Source organism: Cupriavidus numazuensis (assembly GCF_905397435.1).
GTDB lineage: Bacteria > Pseudomonadota > Gammaproteobacteria > Burkholderiales > Burkholderiaceae > Cupriavidus > Cupriavidus numazuensis.
This window is the reverse complement of the sequence record NZ_CAJPVI010000036.1, coordinates 79,884-97,770: the sequence shown is the minus strand read 5'-3', so window position 1 is coordinate 97,770 and position 17,887 is coordinate 79,884. Positions and strand designations below refer to the sequence as shown.

Annotated in this window: 15 protein-coding genes; 3 read left to right on the top strand and 12 right to left on the bottom strand. The window is 63.9% G+C overall.

Annotated elements, in window-relative coordinates; translation table 11 throughout:
• Positions 1 to 146: 146 nt before the first annotated feature.
• Positions 147 to 1,577, bottom strand: coding sequence for a DUF1254 domain-containing protein (locus KHO41_RS25980; protein WP_211956124.1), 1,431 nt, complete (start codon positions 1,575 to 1,577; stop codon positions 147 to 149).
• 63 nt (positions 1,578 to 1,640) lie between these two features.
• The gene (locus KHO41_RS25975; RefSeq protein WP_211956123.1) at positions 1,641 to 2,117 is read right to left on the bottom strand and encodes a 2,4'-dihydroxyacetophenone dioxygenase family protein; all 477 of its coding nucleotides are present in this window, start codon (positions 2,115 to 2,117) and stop codon (positions 1,641 to 1,643) included.
• A gap of 165 nt (positions 2,118 to 2,282) precedes the next feature.
• Between KHO41_RS25975 and KHO41_RS25970 the strand changes: the two genes are divergently transcribed.
• Positions 2,283 to 3,317: an AraC family transcriptional regulator gene (locus tag KHO41_RS25970; RefSeq protein WP_211956122.1), complete on the top strand. Its 1,035-nt coding sequence runs from the start codon at positions 2,283 to 2,285 to the stop codon at positions 3,315 to 3,317.
• 36 nt (positions 3,318 to 3,353) lie between these two features.
• Here the strand turns inward: KHO41_RS25970 and KHO41_RS25965 are convergent, their stop codons facing one another.
• Both KHO41_RS25965 and KHO41_RS25960 read right to left on the bottom strand, forming a co-directional pair.
• Positions 3,354 to 4,952 (bottom strand): Na+/H+ antiporter, encoded by a 1,599-nt coding sequence (locus KHO41_RS25965; RefSeq protein WP_211956121.1) that lies wholly within the window; start codon positions 4,950 to 4,952, stop codon positions 3,354 to 3,356.
• 213 nt (positions 4,953 to 5,165) lie between these two features.
• Positions 5,166 to 5,930 carry an SDR family oxidoreductase gene (locus tag KHO41_RS25960; RefSeq protein WP_211956120.1) on the bottom strand — a complete coding sequence of 255 codons (765 nt, stop codon included), beginning with the start codon at positions 5,928 to 5,930 and terminating at the stop codon, positions 5,166 to 5,168.
• 137 nt (positions 5,931 to 6,067) lie between these two features.
• Between KHO41_RS25960 and KHO41_RS25955 the strand changes: the two genes are divergently transcribed.
• Positions 6,068 to 7,090, top strand: coding sequence for a LysR family transcriptional regulator (locus KHO41_RS25955; RefSeq protein ID WP_211956119.1), 1,023 nt, complete (start codon positions 6,068 to 6,070; stop codon positions 7,088 to 7,090).
• On the opposite strand, the gene KHO41_RS25950 is transcribed toward KHO41_RS25955, so the two are convergent.
• Together KHO41_RS25950 and KHO41_RS25945 are read right to left on the bottom strand one after the other, a co-directional pair.
• On the bottom strand, positions 6,996 to 7,439 hold the full coding sequence (locus KHO41_RS25950) for a cupin domain-containing protein (RefSeq protein WP_211956118.1): 444 nt from the start codon (positions 7,437 to 7,439) through the stop codon (positions 6,996 to 6,998). The genes KHO41_RS25955 and KHO41_RS25950 overlap by 95 nt on opposite strands.
• A 180-nt stretch (positions 7,440 to 7,619) precedes the next feature.
• Positions 7,620 to 8,837: a YadA family autotransporter adhesin gene (locus tag KHO41_RS25945; RefSeq protein WP_211956117.1), complete on the bottom strand. Its 1,218-nt coding sequence runs from the start codon at positions 8,835 to 8,837 to the stop codon at positions 7,620 to 7,622.
• Between the two features lie 394 nt (positions 8,838 to 9,231).
• Here KHO41_RS25945 and KHO41_RS25940 point away from each other — a divergent pair, with 394 nt between their 5' ends.
• Positions 9,232 to 10,713 carry an insecticidal delta-endotoxin Cry8Ea1 family protein gene (locus tag KHO41_RS25940; protein ID WP_211956116.1) on the top strand — a complete coding sequence of 494 codons (1,482 nt, stop codon included), beginning with the start codon at positions 9,232 to 9,234 and terminating at the stop codon, positions 10,711 to 10,713.
• Positions 10,714 to 10,800: 87 nt separating this feature from the next.
• Here KHO41_RS25940 and KHO41_RS25935 read toward each other — a convergent pair whose 3' ends face one another.
• From KHO41_RS25935 to KHO41_RS25910, 6 genes are all read right to left on the bottom strand, one after another.
• Entirely contained in the window at positions 10,801 to 12,462 is a 1,662-nt protein-coding gene (locus tag KHO41_RS25935; RefSeq protein ID WP_211956115.1) for a cation acetate symporter, read from the bottom strand.
• Positions 12,459 to 12,764 carry a DUF485 domain-containing protein gene (locus KHO41_RS25930; RefSeq protein ID WP_140949314.1) on the bottom strand — a complete coding sequence of 102 codons (306 nt, stop codon included), beginning with the start codon at positions 12,762 to 12,764 and terminating at the stop codon, positions 12,459 to 12,461. Before KHO41_RS25930 ends, KHO41_RS25935 begins: the two co-directional genes overlap by 4 nt.
• A gap of 248 nt (positions 12,765 to 13,012) precedes the next feature.
• On the bottom strand, positions 13,013 to 13,996 hold the full coding sequence (locus KHO41_RS25925; protein WP_244874026.1) for a Bug family tripartite tricarboxylate transporter substrate binding protein: 984 nt from the start codon (positions 13,994 to 13,996) through the stop codon (positions 13,013 to 13,015).
• Between the two features lie 898 nt (positions 13,997 to 14,894).
• Entirely contained in the window at positions 14,895 to 15,701 is an 807-nt protein-coding gene (locus KHO41_RS25920) for a TetR/AcrR family transcriptional regulator (RefSeq protein ID WP_211956114.1), read from the bottom strand.
• 85 nt (positions 15,702 to 15,786) lie between these two features.
• On the bottom strand, positions 15,787 to 17,046 hold the full coding sequence (locus tag KHO41_RS25915; protein WP_211956113.1) for an MFS transporter: 1,260 nt from the start codon (positions 17,044 to 17,046) through the stop codon (positions 15,787 to 15,789).
• Between the two features lie 64 nt (positions 17,047 to 17,110).
• Positions 17,111 to 17,866 (bottom strand): maleate cis-trans isomerase family protein, encoded by a 756-nt coding sequence (locus KHO41_RS25910; RefSeq protein ID WP_211956112.1) that lies wholly within the window; start codon positions 17,864 to 17,866, stop codon positions 17,111 to 17,113.
• Positions 17,867 to 17,887: the final 21 nt, after the last annotated feature.

Genomic DNA, 17,887 nt, shown 5'->3' with positions numbered 1-17,887 from the left:
GTGGAATTGATGGCCAGCGGCAACGACGCGCTTTTTGGTTACTTTTTGTCGCTCGGACAAAAAGTGACTCGCCGGCTACGCCGGCGAAACAGCGGCGCCTGCCAAGCACGACACCCTCCCCAATCCGCGCAATCCCCCTCCAAACCTCACATCCCCCCCTCCACCCGCCTGACCACCGGCGGCTTCCACGTACCGTCCAGCGCCTCAGGCTTTGGCAGGTACAACCGCAGATTCATCGTGAAGTTGCCCGCCGCCGGCGCCGGCAACCAGTTGGACCCTCCCCCCTTCGGCGGTTCGCGCTGGATCACCAGATCCAGCGATCCATCGGCGTTGTACTTGAGCGGATCCCGATCGCCAATGGCAAACCGGTTGATCGGATTAGCCGTAAAGAACTGGCGATCGTTGTACATCGTCAGCGACCAGAAGGCACTGGCAGGCGGCAGACGTTCCTTGTCGAAGTGAATCACGTACTTCGCGCCACTGTCGAAGGGCTTGCCGTCGACGTCCGTCATCGCAATGGGATAGATGGCATCCTCGACTGTGTTCGCCCCAAGCCCTACAAAAGCGATCATCGCTCGCCGGAGGTAGTCGGTACCATAGGTGCCGATTGGATTGCCGATCGTCCGCCAGCCGTTGCTCACGACACCGGCACGCGGCAGCGCTTCGGCAATCTCCTTGCGCGCGGTGGCCGGAGCGCCCCGCAGCGCGGCCTGCACGTCCGGGGCCTGTCGGTTCAGGTTGAAGGCTTGACCCGGCACCAGCCCCACATGGGCGATGCGATCAAGCATGGGATAGTCGTTTGCGTGCGGCGGATTGTTCTTCATCAGCTCGGCGAACATCGCGAAGTAGCTCGCGGCATCCATCTTTGCCACCTGCTCCACCGGCGCGCTCATGTCCTGCTGTGGATTCTTCCTGCCCGCGGGTGGCACGTATCCCGGCTTTCCCCAGGCGCTGAGCGGCGTGGCCCTGAGGCCGGCCTGGAATTTGTGCACGGCTGCATAGTCGGCAACGCCGTTGGTCTGCGTGCGGCCGATCATCCAGCCCACGGCTGTCGGCGAGACATAGGGCGTCACACCAGCCGGGAGCTTGCCGTGCCAGCGCGGGCCGACAATGGCGATCTGCTGCGGACCATTGCCCGTGGTGCGCGTACCGGGAGAGGTAAAGACGTCCGTCCACATGTCGAGCGCCGGCAGCAGATAGTAGCGGCCACCGGAATCCGGCACGGTGATGATCAGAGGTTCGCGGGTGACGTCGAACCAGAGCGCTGAATACAGAGTGTCCGCGTTCGGGCGAACCACCGTGTCGAACTTCTCGTCGGGAAACTCCGCCACATGCGCGAACTGGTTCATCGGCGCGCGGATTCCGCCCTTCGGATCCGACGCATCAACGTTGGTGGACACGCGACGCGTCACCTCCATCAGCACCATCGGATAGGCATAGATATAAGCCTCCGTGGCGATCTTCTGTACGTCGGCGGCGCTGGGCGATGCGGCGCCTGCGCTTGCCTGAACAACAGCCGTGCCCATCAGCGCAGCCAGAATGCGCCGAAGCCCTTGCGTGCGAGCCCATGCAATCATGTCTCCTCCTTTTTCTTTTGTGGCGTTACGAATCATTTCGCTGCAAGGATCGTCTCCCGCAGATCAGCCTTCAAACGTAGACAAGTCCTTGGGCCTGATACCGTTGGCCTTGCAGTAGTCGAGGTAGCGATCCATCGACGTCTTCCAGTTCTCGACCGCGATGATGTTGTCCTTGTCGTCGAGGTACAGCAGTTCACCCGCCACGATGTTGAACGTGATGATGTCGGGGCCTTCGGCATACGCCGCCTGCGGCGTGTGCCGCGTGGAAGCCGTCTCGTAGACGACGCTGCCCGCATGCGCGACCCAATCGTGCTCCTTGTAGCGCCAGCTTCCCTGAACGGTGTAGACGATCACCGTGCCGGTGTGATGATGCCGCGGCATTTCCATGCCGGCGGGCGCCTTCAGCAGCGTAATGGTTTCGCCGCGTACCGGATCGATCTTGAAGTACTTGACCATCACGTCGTTGCTGTACGGCGCAAAAGGCATCCACGGGGTGTCGTTGCCATCGAGGCAACCGGTGTTGATGGATTCGAACAACATGGACTGTCTCCTGTTTATGTCACCGGGTCCGGGACGAATTCGGCCTTGGCTTTGGCAGGTACCCATTCTGGCGAGGCAGCCCACCTCCGGACTTGTCATTTCCAGACAGCGATCTATCATTTTCAGACAATGACTGGTGCCTCGTTCTGGCCGCCTCCCTCGAACATGAAAGCCGCCATCCGCCCCCTGATACCGGCCCGCTATTTCCTGCTGATGGCCGACTACCTGAAGTCCGCCGGCACTTCGCTGCAAGAACTGGCGAGTGCGGCAGGCATTGATCCCGACCGGTTCAGGGAAACGGATTTCGCCCTCACCACACAGCAGATCGATGGCTTGCTGGCAGAAGCGCTGCGCCTGACCGGAAGGACCGACATCGGCTTCGAGTGGGGTCGCCGCCTCAAGCTCAATTCGCACGACATCCTGGGGTATGCCATGCTTTCCTGCCCCACCCTGGACCAGTTGCTGCGGCTGTGTTCGCGCTACTACAAGCTGCTCACGCCGATGTTCAGGATGAGTTATCAGCGCACCGGCGACCACGCTGAAATCATCTACCGGCCGGCGCTGCCGATGGCCAGTGAAACGCTGAACCTGCTTCAGGAGGCGATTGCCGTTTCGACGCATCTGCAATGCAAGTCCCTGTTGCAGAACCCCTCATCGGTCTACGACATCTACCTGTCGATGGAGCCGCCACCGCATGCGGCACGCTATCGCGAACTGGCCCCCGTGCGCGTGCATTTCGCCGCATCGCCGCTGCCGGAAATCCGCATGGTGGCTGACACGTGGAGCCTGGACGCGGCCCTGCCGATGGCCGACGTGCATGCGGTCCGCATGGCCGAGGAGCGATGCCGCGCACTGCTGCAGCGGCACAGCGAGCAGGGAAACTGGGCCCAGTGGGTGGTCATGATGCTGAACGAAGCGGAGGACAGCCAGCCTACGCTGGAGGAACTTGCCGGCCTGCTCGGCATTTCGGCGCGTACGCTGGACCGTTACCTGAAGAAGGAGGACAGCAGCTTCCGCGACCTCGCCATTGCGGTGCGAAACCGGCGCGCGCGGAGCCTTCTGCTGGAAGGAGAGCTGCCGGTTTCGCAGATCGCATATCGCCTCGGCTTCACCGATGTCGCGAATTTCAGCCGGGCCTTCCGCCGGGCCAATGGCGTCAGTCCTTCCGATTTCCGCGGTAGTGGCGAAGCGGGCCGGTAACGGGAGCGGGTGTGGGGCAGCTGTGGGCCGGGCGCGTCAATCCGCCCCCACGCCCGCACTCCCATGCAACGCCGCGATCTCCTGCAGATCCAGATCGTATTCAAGATGACGCAGCAGTTCGTCATGAAGCTGCCCCGCACGATGCATCCGCAGCAACTCCACCCGCGCCGCAGCAAGGCCCGCCAGGATCACGCCATAGTGGGAAGTGCGCTCTTCGTCGGGAATGATGTTGTCCTTGAACCGCTCGGTAATCTGCGCGCGGTAATTGACCTGTTCCCATAGCCGCGGATGCCGCAGCGCCCCGTCGGCGTCGAACACGAGCGGGCGGATCGCATCGCGCTGCACTGCTTCGAGACTGGCCCATGCCTGTGCCTCGGTCAGCTTGTGGCCCGAGGCATCTTCGATGCGGCGGATATCGAGCAGCCGGATCAGCGGACCAATGGTCGTGCCCTGCAACAGCACGGTCACGAGGATGACCGCGAACGATGCGACGAGGATCAGGTCGCGGCCCGGCATCTGCTCCGGAAGCGCCAGCGCAATGGCGAGCGTCACGACGCCGCGCATCCCGGCCCAGCTGACGATGGTTGCCGAGCGCCAGTCCGCCCTTGCCTGCTGCGGCCGCACCACGCGCTGCCACGCCGACTTCAGCGCTTCCGACCCGAACACCCATGCAAAGCGCGAGAGCACGACCGCGATGATCACCATGCCGACCGGCAGGGCCAGCGACGCCATGACATCCGCGGTTCCACTGTGCCGCGCAATCACGCCGCGCAGCGATAGCCCGATCAGGATGAACACCAGCGCCTCGAGCAGGAACACCATGACCTGCCAGAATGCCGTGCCACGGATTCGTGTCGACGCCGAGAACACCTGGTGCTGGTGCCAGCCAAGGATCATGCCGGTCGTCACCGTGGCGATAACGCCGGAGACTTCCAGCCATTCGCCGACGATGTAGCTGACCCAGGACGATAGTATGGCTGCGGTGATCAGCAGATATTCGTCGGACAGCCGCCGCAGCACGCGCACCAGCGCAAAGCCGATGGCGATCCCCACGGCAACCCCGCCCAGTGCGAGCACGAAGAAATCCACGGTCGCATGTTCGAGGCTGAACGCACCGGTCAGCGCGGCCGCGACGGCGAAGCGGTAGAGCACCAGCCCGGTCGCGTCATTGAGCAGGCTTTCGCCCTCCAGCAAGGCCATGAGCCGCCGCGGCAACGCGACCCGCTCGAGCACGGCCTTGGCCGCAACGGCGTCGGGCGGCGACACGATTGCGCCGAGCGCAAAACACGCGGCCCACGGCAGCCCCGGAACCACCATGTGGACGGCCACGCCGACCACCAGCGTCGTGAACAGCACGGCTCCGATCGCCAGCATCAGGATGCCGCTGAGATTGCGCCGGAACTCGTCCCACACCGAAAAGTACGCGCCGTCCGTCAGCAACGGCGGCAGGAAGACCAGCAACACCAGGTCCGGACTGAGCTCGACCGCCGGCAGGCCAGGCACGAATGCCATGGCAATGCCACCGACCAGAAAGGCTGCCGCCGGCGGCAGCCGCAGCTTTGCCGCCAGCAACTCCAGCGCGATGATGGCGATCAGCGACAGCAGTACCAGCTTGAATGCCAGGACAGGCGACATGCACCACCCCTGAAGTTCGGCGTTGCAGCGATTATTACCAGGGGCGATGGGATTCGTCGAGACGGCATCCCGCAGGGCTGTCCTGCGGGCCAGCGTGGGCTATCGGCCTGACGGCTTCAGGCCGTCGTAGATCAGCGCCGAGTTCCACGCCACCTGGCGCTTGCCAGGGCCGCCATGGCAAGCAAGCTGACGAGGGCCCCGGCGTCGGCGTTTTCAGGTGCGCGTGATGGAAGCGCCGCCGTCCACCAGCGACGCGGTGCCGGTCACAAAGGCCGAGTCATCCGACGCCAGATACAGTACCGACCTGGCCAGCTCTTCCGGCGCGGCCACGCGCTTGAGCGCGTGCAGGTTAGTGATGAAGGCCTGCGATTCCGCGGTGTCGTTCATGCTGCGGTACATATCGGTATCCACCGCTCCCGGCAGGATGGCATTGACCCGCACGCCCTGCGGACCGAACTCCGCGGCCAGCGCCTGCGTCAGGCCGACCAGCCCCGACTTGCTCGCCGCATAGGCCGCCACGCCGGGGAAAGCGAACGTGTAGCCGACGAACGTGGAGGTAAAGATCACCGATCCGCCGCCGTTCTTCTGCATCTGCGCGATCTGGTGCTTGGCGCCGAGAAAGGCGCCGGTCAGGTTGATGGCAAGCGTGTCGCTCCAGCCATCAGCCGAGACGCCCGTGCTGGGACCGCCCTCGCCCAGCGTTCCGGCATTGTTGAACGCGATGTCCAGGCGCCCGTAACGCTCTACTGCCAGCTCGACCAGTGCGCGGGCGTAGCGTTCGTCCCGGACATCGCCGGCCAGCGCGACCGCATCGCCACCCGCTTGACGGATCTGCGCCACCAGTTCCTCGAGTTCGGCATTGCGCCTGGCCCCCACCACCACCTTCGCGCCCTCCTGGGCGAACAGCAATGCGGTGGCGCGGCCAATGCCGGCACTGGCACCGGTAACGATGGCAACTTTGTCGGACAGGCGTCCCATGGGCAATCTCCTTGAGGCAAGCAAAACATGGATCGGCGACCTGGATGACCCGGCCGTCGCTTCAAATCAGTATCGGCGGCGCCCGCGGTTCGCACTAGACTGCAAGTCGCGGAACTGCTTTCCGGAGATCCCGAACAATGATCAAGCTAGAAGGAGTCGCCAGCTTCGTTGCGGTGGTGGAAGCCGGCTCGATCAGCGAAGCAGCACGACGGCTGAACCTGTCGAAGTCCGTCGTGAGCGAGCGGCTGGCCGAACTGGAGAAAGCCCTGGGCGCGAACCTGCTGCGGCGTACGACGCGCCGGCTCACGCTGACCGAAGATGGCGCGTCGTTCCTGGAGCGCGCCACCCGTATCCTGGGCGAGGTGAAGGCAGCCAGCACCGACCTGGCCGAGCGGCGGGGGAGCCTGGCCGGGCCCTTGCACGTCTCGGCGCCGGTGACCTTTGGCCGTCTGCACCTCGGCCCGGCGCTCTACCCGTTTCTCGCGCAACATCCGGAACTGGAACTGACGCTGGATCTGGACGATCGCCGCGTTGACGCTGCGGCGGACAGCTATGACGCCGTCGTGCGGCACGGCCCGCTGGAGAATTCGCGGCTGGTGGCATGGCAACTGGCGCCGAGCCGGCGCGTGCTGGTGGCGTCGCCGGGGTATGTGGCGCAGATGGGCATGCCGGCGAACCTTGAAGATCTGCGGCAACACCGGGGCATCTTCTATGTGAACCGCGGCGTGGCGGACTGGCGTCTGCAAGGCAGCCAGGGCAGCGAGATCGTGCGCACGGCGGTTGCGCTGCGCGTCAACAACGGTGACATGATGCGCGACGCCGCCGAAGCGGGGCTAGGCGTCGCGCTGCTGCCGACATTCATCGCGGGGGATTCCATACGGCGCGGCACGCTCACCGCCATCGACATCGGCCTGCATGCGGCGCCCGAGTCCATCTACATTGCGCACCCCGAAGGCCAGCGTGTGTCGGCGCGGCTGCGCGCGTTTGCCGATTGCGTGCGTGCCGCGATCGGCAGTCCGCCGTACTGGGATAGCTGGATTGGCAGTGCCGGTTCAGCGGCGGACCCTATCCGGCAACCGTCACCCCACACTCCTGCGCCACCGCAAGCAGTTTCTCGATATCGGGGGGACCCGGCGGAATCTCCTCATCGATCCGGGTGAAGAGGCGCGATGCCAGCCCACCCTGGCTGGTGACGGAAATCATCTCGCCACCGCCCGCACCGAAGCGGAAGTGATGCACAGTGCCCGCCGGCACATGCACGAACGTGCCGGCCGTGGCCGTGATGACCTGGTCGTCGTAGCTGATATCGATCGTGCCGCGCGTGATGTAGAACGACTCGTCCCAGTCGTGGCTGTGCGGCGGCGGTCCGCTGCCCTCTTCGCCCTGCTGCAGGAACACCTCATACCCCTGTGTGGCGGTATTCGGCGCCAGCACCGTGATCTTTTCGCCCACCACGTTGAGCGCGCGCGCCTGCGCGTCGGGAGTCACTGCGAACGGTTGCGGCTTCATGGTCGGCTCCATCCGGCAACAAAGGCCCCGCAGGGCCTGTGCTGTGTACTGCAGTGACCGCCGGCGCCGTCGGTGCGCCGGGGCCAGTCCGCATTCGTGTGGCATGCCGACGGCGGGACGTTGCTGATCCTCGATCCAAGATAGCAGACGCCCCGCGCGTTGCGCAGACGGCCGGATGGCTTACCAGTGGAATCCTGCAGCCACGCTCGCGCCGTACGTACTGCGCGCGGTGCTGCCGGTCAGCTTGTACACCCAGCGACCACCAGCCGACATCAGCGATGCACCGATCGCCAGACCGCTCTGGCCGCGGTAGGTCGCGCCGCCAAGGGCGATCATGCTCTTCCCCGGGACGGTCGACTGGGGCAGTCCGGCCATGGCCATGGCGGCTGCCGTGCCCGCGTGCGCTTCCCGGCTCAGGGCATCCACGCGCTGGTCGGTGTAGCTGTTGGCCTGGCTGACGGCCCGCCGGCCGGCCTCGCTGGCGTAGTCGCGCAGTTGGCCAAGGTTGACCGCGTCGGTGTCCTGCGTCGCTGCAGCCACGTTAGTGATCTGGCGCTCGGCTCCGGCCGCGCCGACCGACACCGAATTGGCGCGGTCCGCTACCGAGTTGGTGCCGAGCGCCACGCTGCCCTGCGCCGTTGCCTGCGCATTGGCGCCGAGCGCCGCGGAGTCGCTGGCCTTGGCCTGCGCGTTCGCACCGATCGCGACGCTGTTGCTGGCCTGCGCCTGCGCGCCTGCACCCGCCGCCACGCCAAGAGTGCCGGCTGCTACTACCGCGGCATCGCTGCCGTCCTGCTTGCCGTCGGCATGGAAATAGGCGTTCTCCGCAGCGCCGCCACCACCCTGTTGCCCCATGCTGGTAATGCGGCCGTCAAGATTGCTCAGGGCCGAACCGACGTCGTTGAACGTGCCGCCGCCGAGCGTGTACGTTGGCGCGATGACAGAGCCATCGGCGGCAACGCCTGCTCCGCCACCGAGTGCAGCCAGGCCGCCCTTGAACTGACCGACGTTGACGGCGTCCTGGTCGGCGATGCCTGCACCAAGCATGCTCACTCTCGTGCCCTGCATGTTCACGCCTTCAAAGAACGTTGCAGTCTTCCAGACATCGAGGTAACCACCAATCGATAGGGAATCCACGCCGACATTGCTTTGCTTGTTCAGGTACATGACGATGTTCGCGCCTGGGTTGCCTGCACCAGACGGACCGGGGCCTGCCTCAGGAACAATGCAGTCGTTGCCCCCTGCGGCATCGATCGACGTAAGCCCCGGCTCAAGGGTTGAGCAGACCGTGCCGCCCTTAGAATACTGATCATTGCTGATCACCACGACGGCGTTCGCTTCCCCCATGCCGAATGCGAGCGTCGATACGGCAACCAGTCCTTTCGAAACCTGGGACAAGCCACTGGTCAAAATGCTTCCAACACGACAGCTCCCGCTCTTATGGTTTGCCATAAAGATATCTCCCTCAAGAAATTCCCATTAGTCCTGTGATTCGTTGCTTGTCGCTCTGCACAGTGGCAAGAAGGATCAGCGCGCTGTGGAAAGCGATGGGAATTATTCGTTTTCATCTAAGGGCATAGATGCATCATTCCCTGAATACACTCGAGGAATCTTCCAAATATCAATAGGCAACTTCTGTATGACACCGGACTCTCCACGCAAAACAGCATTCATTGCGCCAGATCACTAGTTGGCACCATCGGCTTTAGTAGCGTCCGAAATTCGTATAACCGCGAGCCCGTTTCACTGAGAACGATGTCTTGTACTCGCGGACATGAATGGAGATTTCCGAATGCTGACCCGACGCGATTTACTCAGATCCATCCCTTCCGCCGCCCTGATGGCAATGGGCCCCACCTTCCCGGCGCACGCAGATGGCACGCTCGGGAAACTGCCCATTACCGATCCGATGGAAGACCTGAAGACCATCCTCGAAGTCGTGCTTGCGGAGATCCCTGTTGTCGGCGGCGCCATGTCCGCGCTGGTCGGATTGCTCTGGCCGGTGGAACCCGCGGATGTCTGGGAGGACATCCGGAAGAAGGTGGAAGCCCTGATCGACCAGAAGATCAATGACGCGGTCTACAGCTTGCTGAAGAGCAAGCTCGATGGCGTCGGCAATACGCTGAAGCTGTACCTGAACGCCGTCGCCACCGGCGACGTCTCGAACATGCGCATGCAGTTCATCGCGACCAACACGCAGATGACGCAAGCGGCATCGGAATTCCGCAACCCGGACTTCCAATGGGTACTGGCTCCGTTGTTCGCGATCTTTTCCCAGCTGCACGCCGTGCTGCTTCGCGATTGCGTGCTGCATGGCAGGGACTGGGGATGGAACACGGCCACCTACGAGAGCTATGTCAGGCTCGCCGGCGATACGATCAACGAGTACCACGCCTATCTGGACGCCGTCGTCAGGAAGGAGCAGGAGCGCCTCACACCCGCCGCGCCCACGAGCCCCGGCAAGCACTACACCGCCATCTACAACTACTGGCAATCCTTCGCGCAGAAGAAGCAGGTCCTGTTCGGCGACTACATGCTGCTGCTGATCGCCCTGGACCCGATCAGGAGCCCCGGCCCGGTGAAGACTATCCCGTTTCCCGACGTGTTCAGCGCTGCATACGGCACGGCTGACAACTGGGATGCCACGTGTCGCGGCTGGGCCGGCGCCGTATCGACACCATTCAGCCTGCCCGCCGCGAACATCTCGGAAATTTATGTCGAGCTGTTCAACTTCACGCCCCGAATCGTTGACGTCACCTATCCGGCCGGCACCGGGCCAAAGGTCTGGGGCGGCAACAGGCAAGACCGCACCGGCATCATCGCGGACCGCGTGGGCGGCGTGGAGCAATACACGGTCAGCATTCCGCAACCGACCGACGGCAAGACCTTCAACATCGCGGGCGCATCGATCCGCGCGGGCAGCATTCCGACTGCGGTTTCGCTGATCATGGACGACGGCAAGTCGATTGCGCTCTGGGACCGCCGCGATCTCGGCGGCCAGCAGTTCCAAGTGTCGGTGCCCGGCAGAAAGCTCACGACGCTCAACATGTGGTCCCGCAGCCGGTTCTATGACAACGATCTGGGCTGCATCATCTTCGGCTTCAGCCGCGACCCGAGCGATATTCCGCCTGCCGTCAGGGAGGCGCTCTACGTCACCGCGATCCAGCCGCCCAGTGTCGGTCCGCGGTTCCTGCCATCCGCCGTGTCACGCGATGTGCAGTACAAGCGCGATCGCTTCTGGCAGCAAGTGCGGAGCGCCAAGCCAGCACAATAACGACACGGCCGGCGTACCAGCGACCGCTCCAACAAAAACGCCCGGCTCGCTGAGCCGGGCGTTTTCGTTGGCATCGTGATTCCGCTGTTAGTGGCTTGCCCCCTGCACGGCGCCAATGCCGGTCTCCGACCGTAGCTCCTGTGCCTCGAAACCAGCCATGTCGATACGTGCGCGTGCGGACTTGTCGGTCAGCGAGAAGATCCAGATACCGACGAAACCGATCGTCATCGAGAACAGCGCCGGCGAGGTGTACGGGAACGGCGCATCCTTGAAGTGGAACACGTCGACCCACACCGCTTGCGACAGCACCGTGAGCACCACCGCCGACAGCAGGCCAAGGAAGCCGCCGATGGTTGCGCCGCGCGTGGTGCAGCCCTTCCACAGCACCGACATGAACAGCACCGGGAAGTTGGCCGACGCTGCCACAGCAAACGCCAGCGACACCATGAACGCGATGTTCTGCTTCTCGAACACGATGCCGAGCACCACCGCAACGATGCCGAGGATGATGGTCGTGATGCGCGACACACGCAGTTCAAGCGAGCTGCTCGCCTTGCCATGCTTGAACACCGTGGCATAGAGGTCATGCGAGACCGCCGATGCGCCGGCAAGCGTCAGGCCAGCCACGACAGCCAGGATCGTCGCGAACGCCACGGCCGAGATAAAGCCGAGGAACACGTTGCCGCCCACCGCGCTGGCCAGGTGCACCGCCGCCATGTTGACGCCGCCGAGCAGCTTGCCGCTGCCGTCCTGGAAGCTCGGGTTGGTGCCGACGAGCACGATGGCGCCAAAGCCGATGATGAAGGTCAGGATGTAGAAGTAGCCGATCCACGTGGTCGCCCAGAACACCGACTTGCGCGCTTCCTTGGCGTTGGGCACGGTGAAGAAACGCATCAGGATGTGCGGCAGGCCCGCCGTGCCGAACATCAGCGCGATACCGAACGAGATTGCCGAGATCGGGTCCTTGATGAAGTTGCCCGGGCTCATGATCGATTCCTTCTTGGCGTGGACCTCGACCGCCTTGGCGAACAGCGCCTCGGGGCTGAAGTGGTATTGCGCCAGCACCATGAAGGCCATGAACGTCGCGCCGCCGAGCAGCAGGCAGGCCTTGATGATCTGCACCCACGTGGTGGCCGTCATGCCGCCGAACAGCACGTACACCATCATCAGCGCGCCGACGATCACCACGGCGACCCAGTACTCCAGGCCGAACAGCAGCTTGATGAGCTGGCCCGCGCCGACCATCTGCGCGATCAGGTAGAACGCCACCACCACGAGCGTGCCCGATGCGGCGAATGCGCGGATCGGTCCCTGCTTGAAGCGGTACGCCGCGACGTCGGCGAACGTGAAGCGGCCCAGGTTGCGCAGGCGCTCGGCCATCAGGAACGTGATGACGGGCCAGCCGACCAGGAAGCCGATCGAGTAGATCAGGCCGTCATAGCCGTTGGCATAGACGGCCGCCGAGATGCCGAGAAACGAAGCCGCAGACATGAAGTCGCCAGCAATCGCCAGACCGTTCTGGAAGCCGGTAATGCCGCCACCGCCTGTATAGAAGGTCGCTGCGGACGTGGTCCGCTTTGCGGCCCACTTGGTGATGAACAGCGTGCCGATCACGAACACCACGAACATGCCGATGGCGGTCCAGTTGGTCGGCTGCCGGACGGCCTGCCCGAGGTCTCCGCCCGCGGCCAGCGCGGCGGTGGAAAGCAGCAGCGCGCTGCCGGCAATGAAGGCGTGGTTCGCTTTCATGCGACCTCCCGCTTGATCTGTTCGGTGAGTTCGTCATACGCGCGATTGGCGTGACGCACATAAAAGCCGGTGATGGCCACGGTAAAGAGAATCACGAACAGGCCGATCGGCATGCCCCACGTCATGACGCCCGCGCCGACCTTGGCGGCAAGGACTTCCTTGTCGAAGGCGATCAGCAGGACGTATCCGTAATAGATCACGAGCATCACCGCGGTCAGCGTCCATCCAAGGCGCGAGCGCTTGTGCACGAGCTCGCGGTACCGCGGGTTCGCTTTCAGTCTTGCGACCAGTTCTTCATTCATTTGTGTCTCCTGCCAATCGTGCTACGGGATTGCCGATCGCTGGTGGTCTCAGCTCCGGACCTTGCACATAAGGTAAAGCCCGCCCCTTACCTGCTTCTTACACGGGGCCCCGGAAGACACCGGGGAAAACACGTAGATGGTCGACGCGGAGGACGAAAGCGCCACCGGCCGCTGCATGGAAGCAGCGGCGGCGGCACTCGGCATTGGCGTCAGAAACGCTGTTCAGGATGGTGCGATGTGACGCGCGCTCATTCAGGCTTGACGCCTGCGTCGGCGATAACTTTTTCCCAGCGTGCCTTCTCCGCTTCGACGAACCGCGCGCCATCCACGCGCGACATCGGCATCGGATACGTACCCAGGTCCTTCAGGCGATCGACGAAGGGCTGCTGCGTAAGGCTCTGGTTGACTGCCGCGTTGATGCGATCCAGCACGGGCACTGGCGTGCCCTTCGGGGCGAAGATCGTGAACCAGCCTTTGGCGACGAGACCCGGCGCGATGTCTTTGGCGAGCGGTATGCCTTCGAGACCAGGCAATGGCACATCCGACGTCACGGCGAGCGCCCGCAGCCTGCCGCTGCGCACGAGCGGCACCAGCGGCGCGATGCCATCGACGTAGACGGGGACGTCGCCCTTCACCACGGCCTGGATAGCCTGCGTCGTGCCGCTGAAGCTGACCTGTCGGAATTTGATCTGCTGCGACTGGCCCATCATCTCGGCCGTCAGGTGCGGGACCGAACCGCGCGTGGGGCTGCCGATCACGACATCGTCGGGGCGTGCCTTGCCGTCCTTCAGCACATCGGACAGGTCCTTGTAGGAGGTCGCCGGGCCGGCGACGAACATCATTGGCGTGTAGGCCACGGTGGCGGCCACGGCGGCATCGCGCTGGATGTCGAACTTTGCTTCCTTGTACATCACCGGCGTCGTCACGGCCGCCGCCGCGTGGAACAGCACCAGCGTGTAGCCGTCAGCCGGCGCCTGCTTCAGCGCGCTCATGGCCACGATGCCGTTGCCGCCCGGCTTGTTCTCGACGATCACCTGCTGCTTCCATGCGCTTGTCAGGCGTTCCGCCATCTGGCGGGCAATGATGTCGGGCGCGCTGCCCGCGATGGAAGGGACAAGGATGCGGACCATCTTGTCCGGGTAGACCTGTGCGCTCGCTGGCTGCGCTAAGAGCATGCCGGTGAACGCGGCAATGGAGGTAATGGTGGCAATGGCGGTAAGGGGGCGCTTCATGTTGTCTCCGACGTCTTGTGCACCGGCAATATGAGGGTTGCTGGCGCTTTATTTGATATACGCTCAAATAAACATTTTAGGTTTATTGATTTAGTATCAAATAAGTGGATACCACTAGCGTCGGGGGCGTGCTTGTCGTGCTTGGCATGCGCTGCTGTTTCGCCGGCGTAGCCGGCGAGTCACTTTTGTCCGAGCGACAAAAGTAACCAAAAACGCGTTTTGGTTGCCCCAAAGGGGCGAATTTTTATCGTAGTGTGCTGAGGGTGTTGTACGGGTATGGGCTTCAGAGTCCGTCACGCTGCCTGCCGCGTGGGGCACCACCGTGGTCAGAATTCCAGCGCTGATTGAACGAACTCTGCAAGCGTCTGTGGCCCCTGCTGCGAGCGATATCGTGTGATCGCCTTCGGCTGCGCTACGCGCAGAGCCCTAGTCTGAGCACACAGGCCCAGGGCATACCACGCCTCGGGGACGATGCCCGCGCATGGTGTGCCGAAGTAGAGAAAGGACCTTGGACGAACCTGGGCGCCAGCGACGTTGATGATCTCGCATCCAGTCCATGACGTGCGCGCAGCGCAGCCGAAGGCGTCCCACCACTGACCGTGTTGGAACGCTGTACCCGAGTCCGTCTTGGGGATCGTCCAAAAGCCGTGCCGCGCCAGGCACAGGTTCTGACTCACATGGCGTAGCAGGTTGGAACGGCCGACCACCATCGCAGGCGTCCAAAGCCGTTCGAACCACTGCCGCCGTGGAATTGATGGCCAGCGGCAACGACGCGCTTTTCTGCCTACTCTTTTGTCGCTCGGACAAAAGAGTAGGTCGCCGGCTACGCCGGCGAAACAGCGGCGCCAGCCAAGAGCGATAACCCGGCAATTCTGCGGAAAACCCAAAAAATACCGGACTATGCCACGCGCGCACTCTTCTTTTTGACAGGCTTGGCATTGCGCGGCCACGCGTCAATGCCATCGAGCGTAATACGCAGCCCCTCTTCAAACGCCGTATCAGACGACAGCTTGGAAAACGCCTTGCTGACAAAGCGTGCCCCGGGATACTGCTCGGCCGACACGCCGTCGAGCTTGTTCTGAATAAAGGCCTGGTGATAAGCCGGCAACTGCCGTGACGCTTCGGCCATGCTGGCCGAAACCAGGTACTGCGCAAGGAAGTGGTACGCCAGCGCAACCTGCTCCGCGGAAAAACCGCCCTGCATGATCGCCGACGTCATGCGGTTGAAGAACTCCAGGCCGTAGTCGGTTTCGCCGGGCTGCACATCCTGGAACAGCCGGTACCGGTTGTGCGACGCCACGTAGTTGCTGACGCCGGGATTCTCGATCGCCACCTGGAAGCTGAGCCGCGCAATGCGCTCGACATCGGCACGCCAGTCTCCGGTCAGCGGCGGGATGCGCAGCGTGCGCTGGCGATAGTAGTCATTGAGCACGCCGGTGACGAGCTGGTCGCGGCCGCCAAGGTAATAGTGGATCAACCCCGGCGCCACGCCGAAATCCTTGGCGAGCTGCACCATGGAAATCTGGTCCAGAGGCATGGTCTTGGTCAGCTCGATCGCATGCTGCAGGATGGTCGTGCGGCTGAGCATCGGCTCGGCGCCGATCGGCGATTCCGTCTTGGGCGGGCGTCCGCGCCGGCGCGGCGTGGGACTCGGCGATGGCTGTGCGGCGGCCTTGGCTGCGGGCGATTTTCGTGCGGCAGGCATGATCAGGAGGCGAAGCGGACCGGCTCGGAATTGGTGGTGTGCCAATTCTATCCGGCTTCGCCTGTTCTGCCACGTTCAGGCGCTCCTACGCGGATGCGGCCGCCGCGACGGAGGGATGCCGGTGACCCATCCGGTATCGGCCGAGGGACAGCACCAGTCCCGCGGCAACCAGCAACATGCACGGCAAGACCAGCAGCGGCACGTCATAGCTGCCGTGACGGTCGAACCATGCGCCCAGCCCGATCGGTCCGATCACCGCGCCCAGGCCATAGCCCGAAAATGCAATGCCGAACAACGAGCCGAACGACGCGAGCCCGAAGTACGAGCGCACGAGATAGGAAATCAGATCGCCCTCCGCGCCGATCGTCAGCCCGATCAGCGTCGTCGCCACCAGCAGCGTCGCGTAGTCGTGCGAGCCACGCAGCAGGTACACGCCGATGGCGCCGCCGACAAAGAACACGCCCGCCACCAGCGGTGCATGGATACGGTCGATCAGCACGCCGGTCAGCAAGCGCCCGATCAGCAGCCCGACACCCACCATCGACGCGCTGCGCGCTGCCATCGCCGCGTCGAAGCCGCGATCCGCGAACAGCGACGGCAGGTGCGGTCCAAGCGACAACGTTGCCGCCGAGCTCAGCACGAAGACCAGCCAGATCGTCCACAACCGGTAGCTGCGCAACGCAGCCGCCAGTGGCAACCCCTCCGGCGTGGCCAATGCCGCATGCCCTGCCCGGCTGCTGCGCGAATAGCGCTCATGCAGCAGGCTGCACGCCAACAGCGACAGCACCACCGAGCCCGCGCCAAGGCCAACATAGGCGCTGCGCCAGCCAAACGTGGTCACGAGGTATTGCGCCGTGATCGGCAGGATCACCGTGCCCGCGCCAAGGCCGCACATGGCGATCCCGAGTGCGAGCCCGAGGCGCCGGTCGAACCATTGCGGCAACACGGCAAGATAGCCGAGCACCGATGTGGCCGCTCCCGAAACCCCGACCACGACGGACAACGCCACCCACGCCAGCATGCTGCCGTCCTGCAGCGCCATGGCGGCCGTCGCGAGGCCGAACACGACAGCCGAACACACAATCACGCGCCGGATGCCGAAGCGGTCCATCATCGCGCCCACAATCGGACTGACGATCGCCAGGCCAAACATCGACGCCGCATAGGACAGCGAAGCCTGCGACCGCCCCCAGCCGAACTCGGCGGCAAGCGGCCGGACGAAGACGCCTGCCGTGGCGTTGAACAGCGGCGCATAGCCGGCGAGCATGCCGAGTGCTGCACCAAGAATCACACCGATATAGATGCGGACGGACACGCGCGGCTGCGCGTCGGGGGCGGTTTGCATGGGATGGTCTCCTGATTGTCGGCACCGCCTTCTGTGGGCGGTTGCCGGATGGGAACTGCGGCAGTCAGCGCAGCCCGGCCTGGCTGCCGAGGTAAGCGCCCGCGCCAGGTGCGGTGGCGGCAAGGCCAAGCCTGCGCAGCATCTGCCGCGCCGTGCACACGGCCGTGGAAGTCACGGGAATGCCCAGTGCCAGCTGCGCGGTTTCGATGGCGGCCAGCGACGGCATCTGCACGCAGGCCGACAGCACCACGGTATCGACGCCTTTGACGTCGAGACGCTTCACGTCTTCCAGCAGTTGCAGCGGATCGCGCTCGCCAACTTCCAGGTTGTCCAGAATCGAGAAGTTGATCACGTCCCTGACCTCGATGCCTTCATGTTCGATGTACTCGACTACCGTCTTCGTCAACGCATCGCTGTACGGCGCCATCAGCGAAATGCGGCGCGCGCCGAAGTCCTTCAGTTCTTCGACGAGCGCGCCTGCCGACGTCATGATCTGCGGGCGATACGGCGCGTCGGCAATCGCGCTGCCGAGTTCGTCGATCACTTGCCGGTGGTAGCCCTTGCCCATGCACATGGTGGCGACCAGGCATGCCGTGCTCATGACATCGACGCGTGCGTCGGCCAGTTCCAGCGCACAACGGCCCATGTCACGGTTCATTCGCTCCAGCTCTTCGGCCACCACGCGATGCATGCGCACACGGCTGGCGTGAAAGCTGAACTGTTCGGGCAGCGCCTGCATGCGCGCGGCGAAGATGGCGGGAACCTCACGCTCCATCGTGATGTTGGAGCTCGGGACAATTTGTCCGATTCGATACTTCATGTTTGGCAATTCCGGGAACGT

Bases quoted from the DNA above. Each gene is read 5' to 3' on its own strand.
- KHO41_RS25970 (WP_211956122.1), top strand. From the start codon at position 2,283: ATGAAAGCCGCCATCCGCCCCCTGATACCGGCCCGCTATTTCCTGCTG.
- KHO41_RS25935 (WP_211956115.1), bottom strand. From the start codon at position 12,462: ATGAAAGCGAACCACGCCTTCATTGCCGGCAGCGCGCTGCTGCTTTCC.
- KHO41_RS25950 (WP_211956118.1), bottom strand. From the start codon at position 7,439: ATGAAGCCGCAACCGTTCGCAGTGACTCCCGACGCGCAGGCGCGCGCG.
- KHO41_RS25975 (WP_211956123.1), bottom strand. From the start codon at position 2,117: ATGTTGTTCGAATCCATCAACACCGGTTGCCTCGATGGCAACGACACC.
- KHO41_RS25940 (WP_211956116.1), top strand. From the start codon at position 9,232: ATGCTGACCCGACGCGATTTACTCAGATCCATCCCTTCCGCCGCCCTG.
- KHO41_RS25930 (WP_140949314.1), bottom strand. From the start codon at position 12,764: ATGAATGAAGAACTGGTCGCAAGACTGAAAGCGAACCCGCGGTACCGC.
- KHO41_RS25925 (WP_244874026.1), bottom strand. From the start codon at position 13,996: ATGAAGCGCCCCCTTACCGCCATTGCCACCATTACCTCCATTGCCGCG.
- KHO41_RS25920 (WP_211956114.1), bottom strand. From the start codon at position 15,701: ATGCCTGCCGCACGAAAATCGCCCGCAGCCAAGGCCGCCGCACAGCCA.
- KHO41_RS25980 (WP_211956124.1), bottom strand. From the start codon at position 1,577: ATGATTGCATGGGCTCGCACGCAAGGGCTTCGGCGCATTCTGGCTGCG.
- KHO41_RS25955 (WP_211956119.1), top strand. From the start codon at position 6,068: ATGATCAAGCTAGAAGGAGTCGCCAGCTTCGTTGCGGTGGTGGAAGCC.
- KHO41_RS25910 (WP_211956112.1), bottom strand. From the start codon at position 17,866: ATGAAGTATCGAATCGGACAAATTGTCCCGAGCTCCAACATCACGATG.
- KHO41_RS25965 (WP_211956121.1), bottom strand. From the start codon at position 4,952: ATGTCGCCTGTCCTGGCATTCAAGCTGGTACTGCTGTCGCTGATCGCC.
- KHO41_RS25960 (WP_211956120.1), bottom strand. From the start codon at position 5,930: ATGGGACGCCTGTCCGACAAAGTTGCCATCGTTACCGGTGCCAGTGCC.
- KHO41_RS25915 (WP_211956113.1), bottom strand. From the start codon at position 17,046: ATGCAAACCGCCCCCGACGCGCAGCCGCGCGTGTCCGTCCGCATCTAT.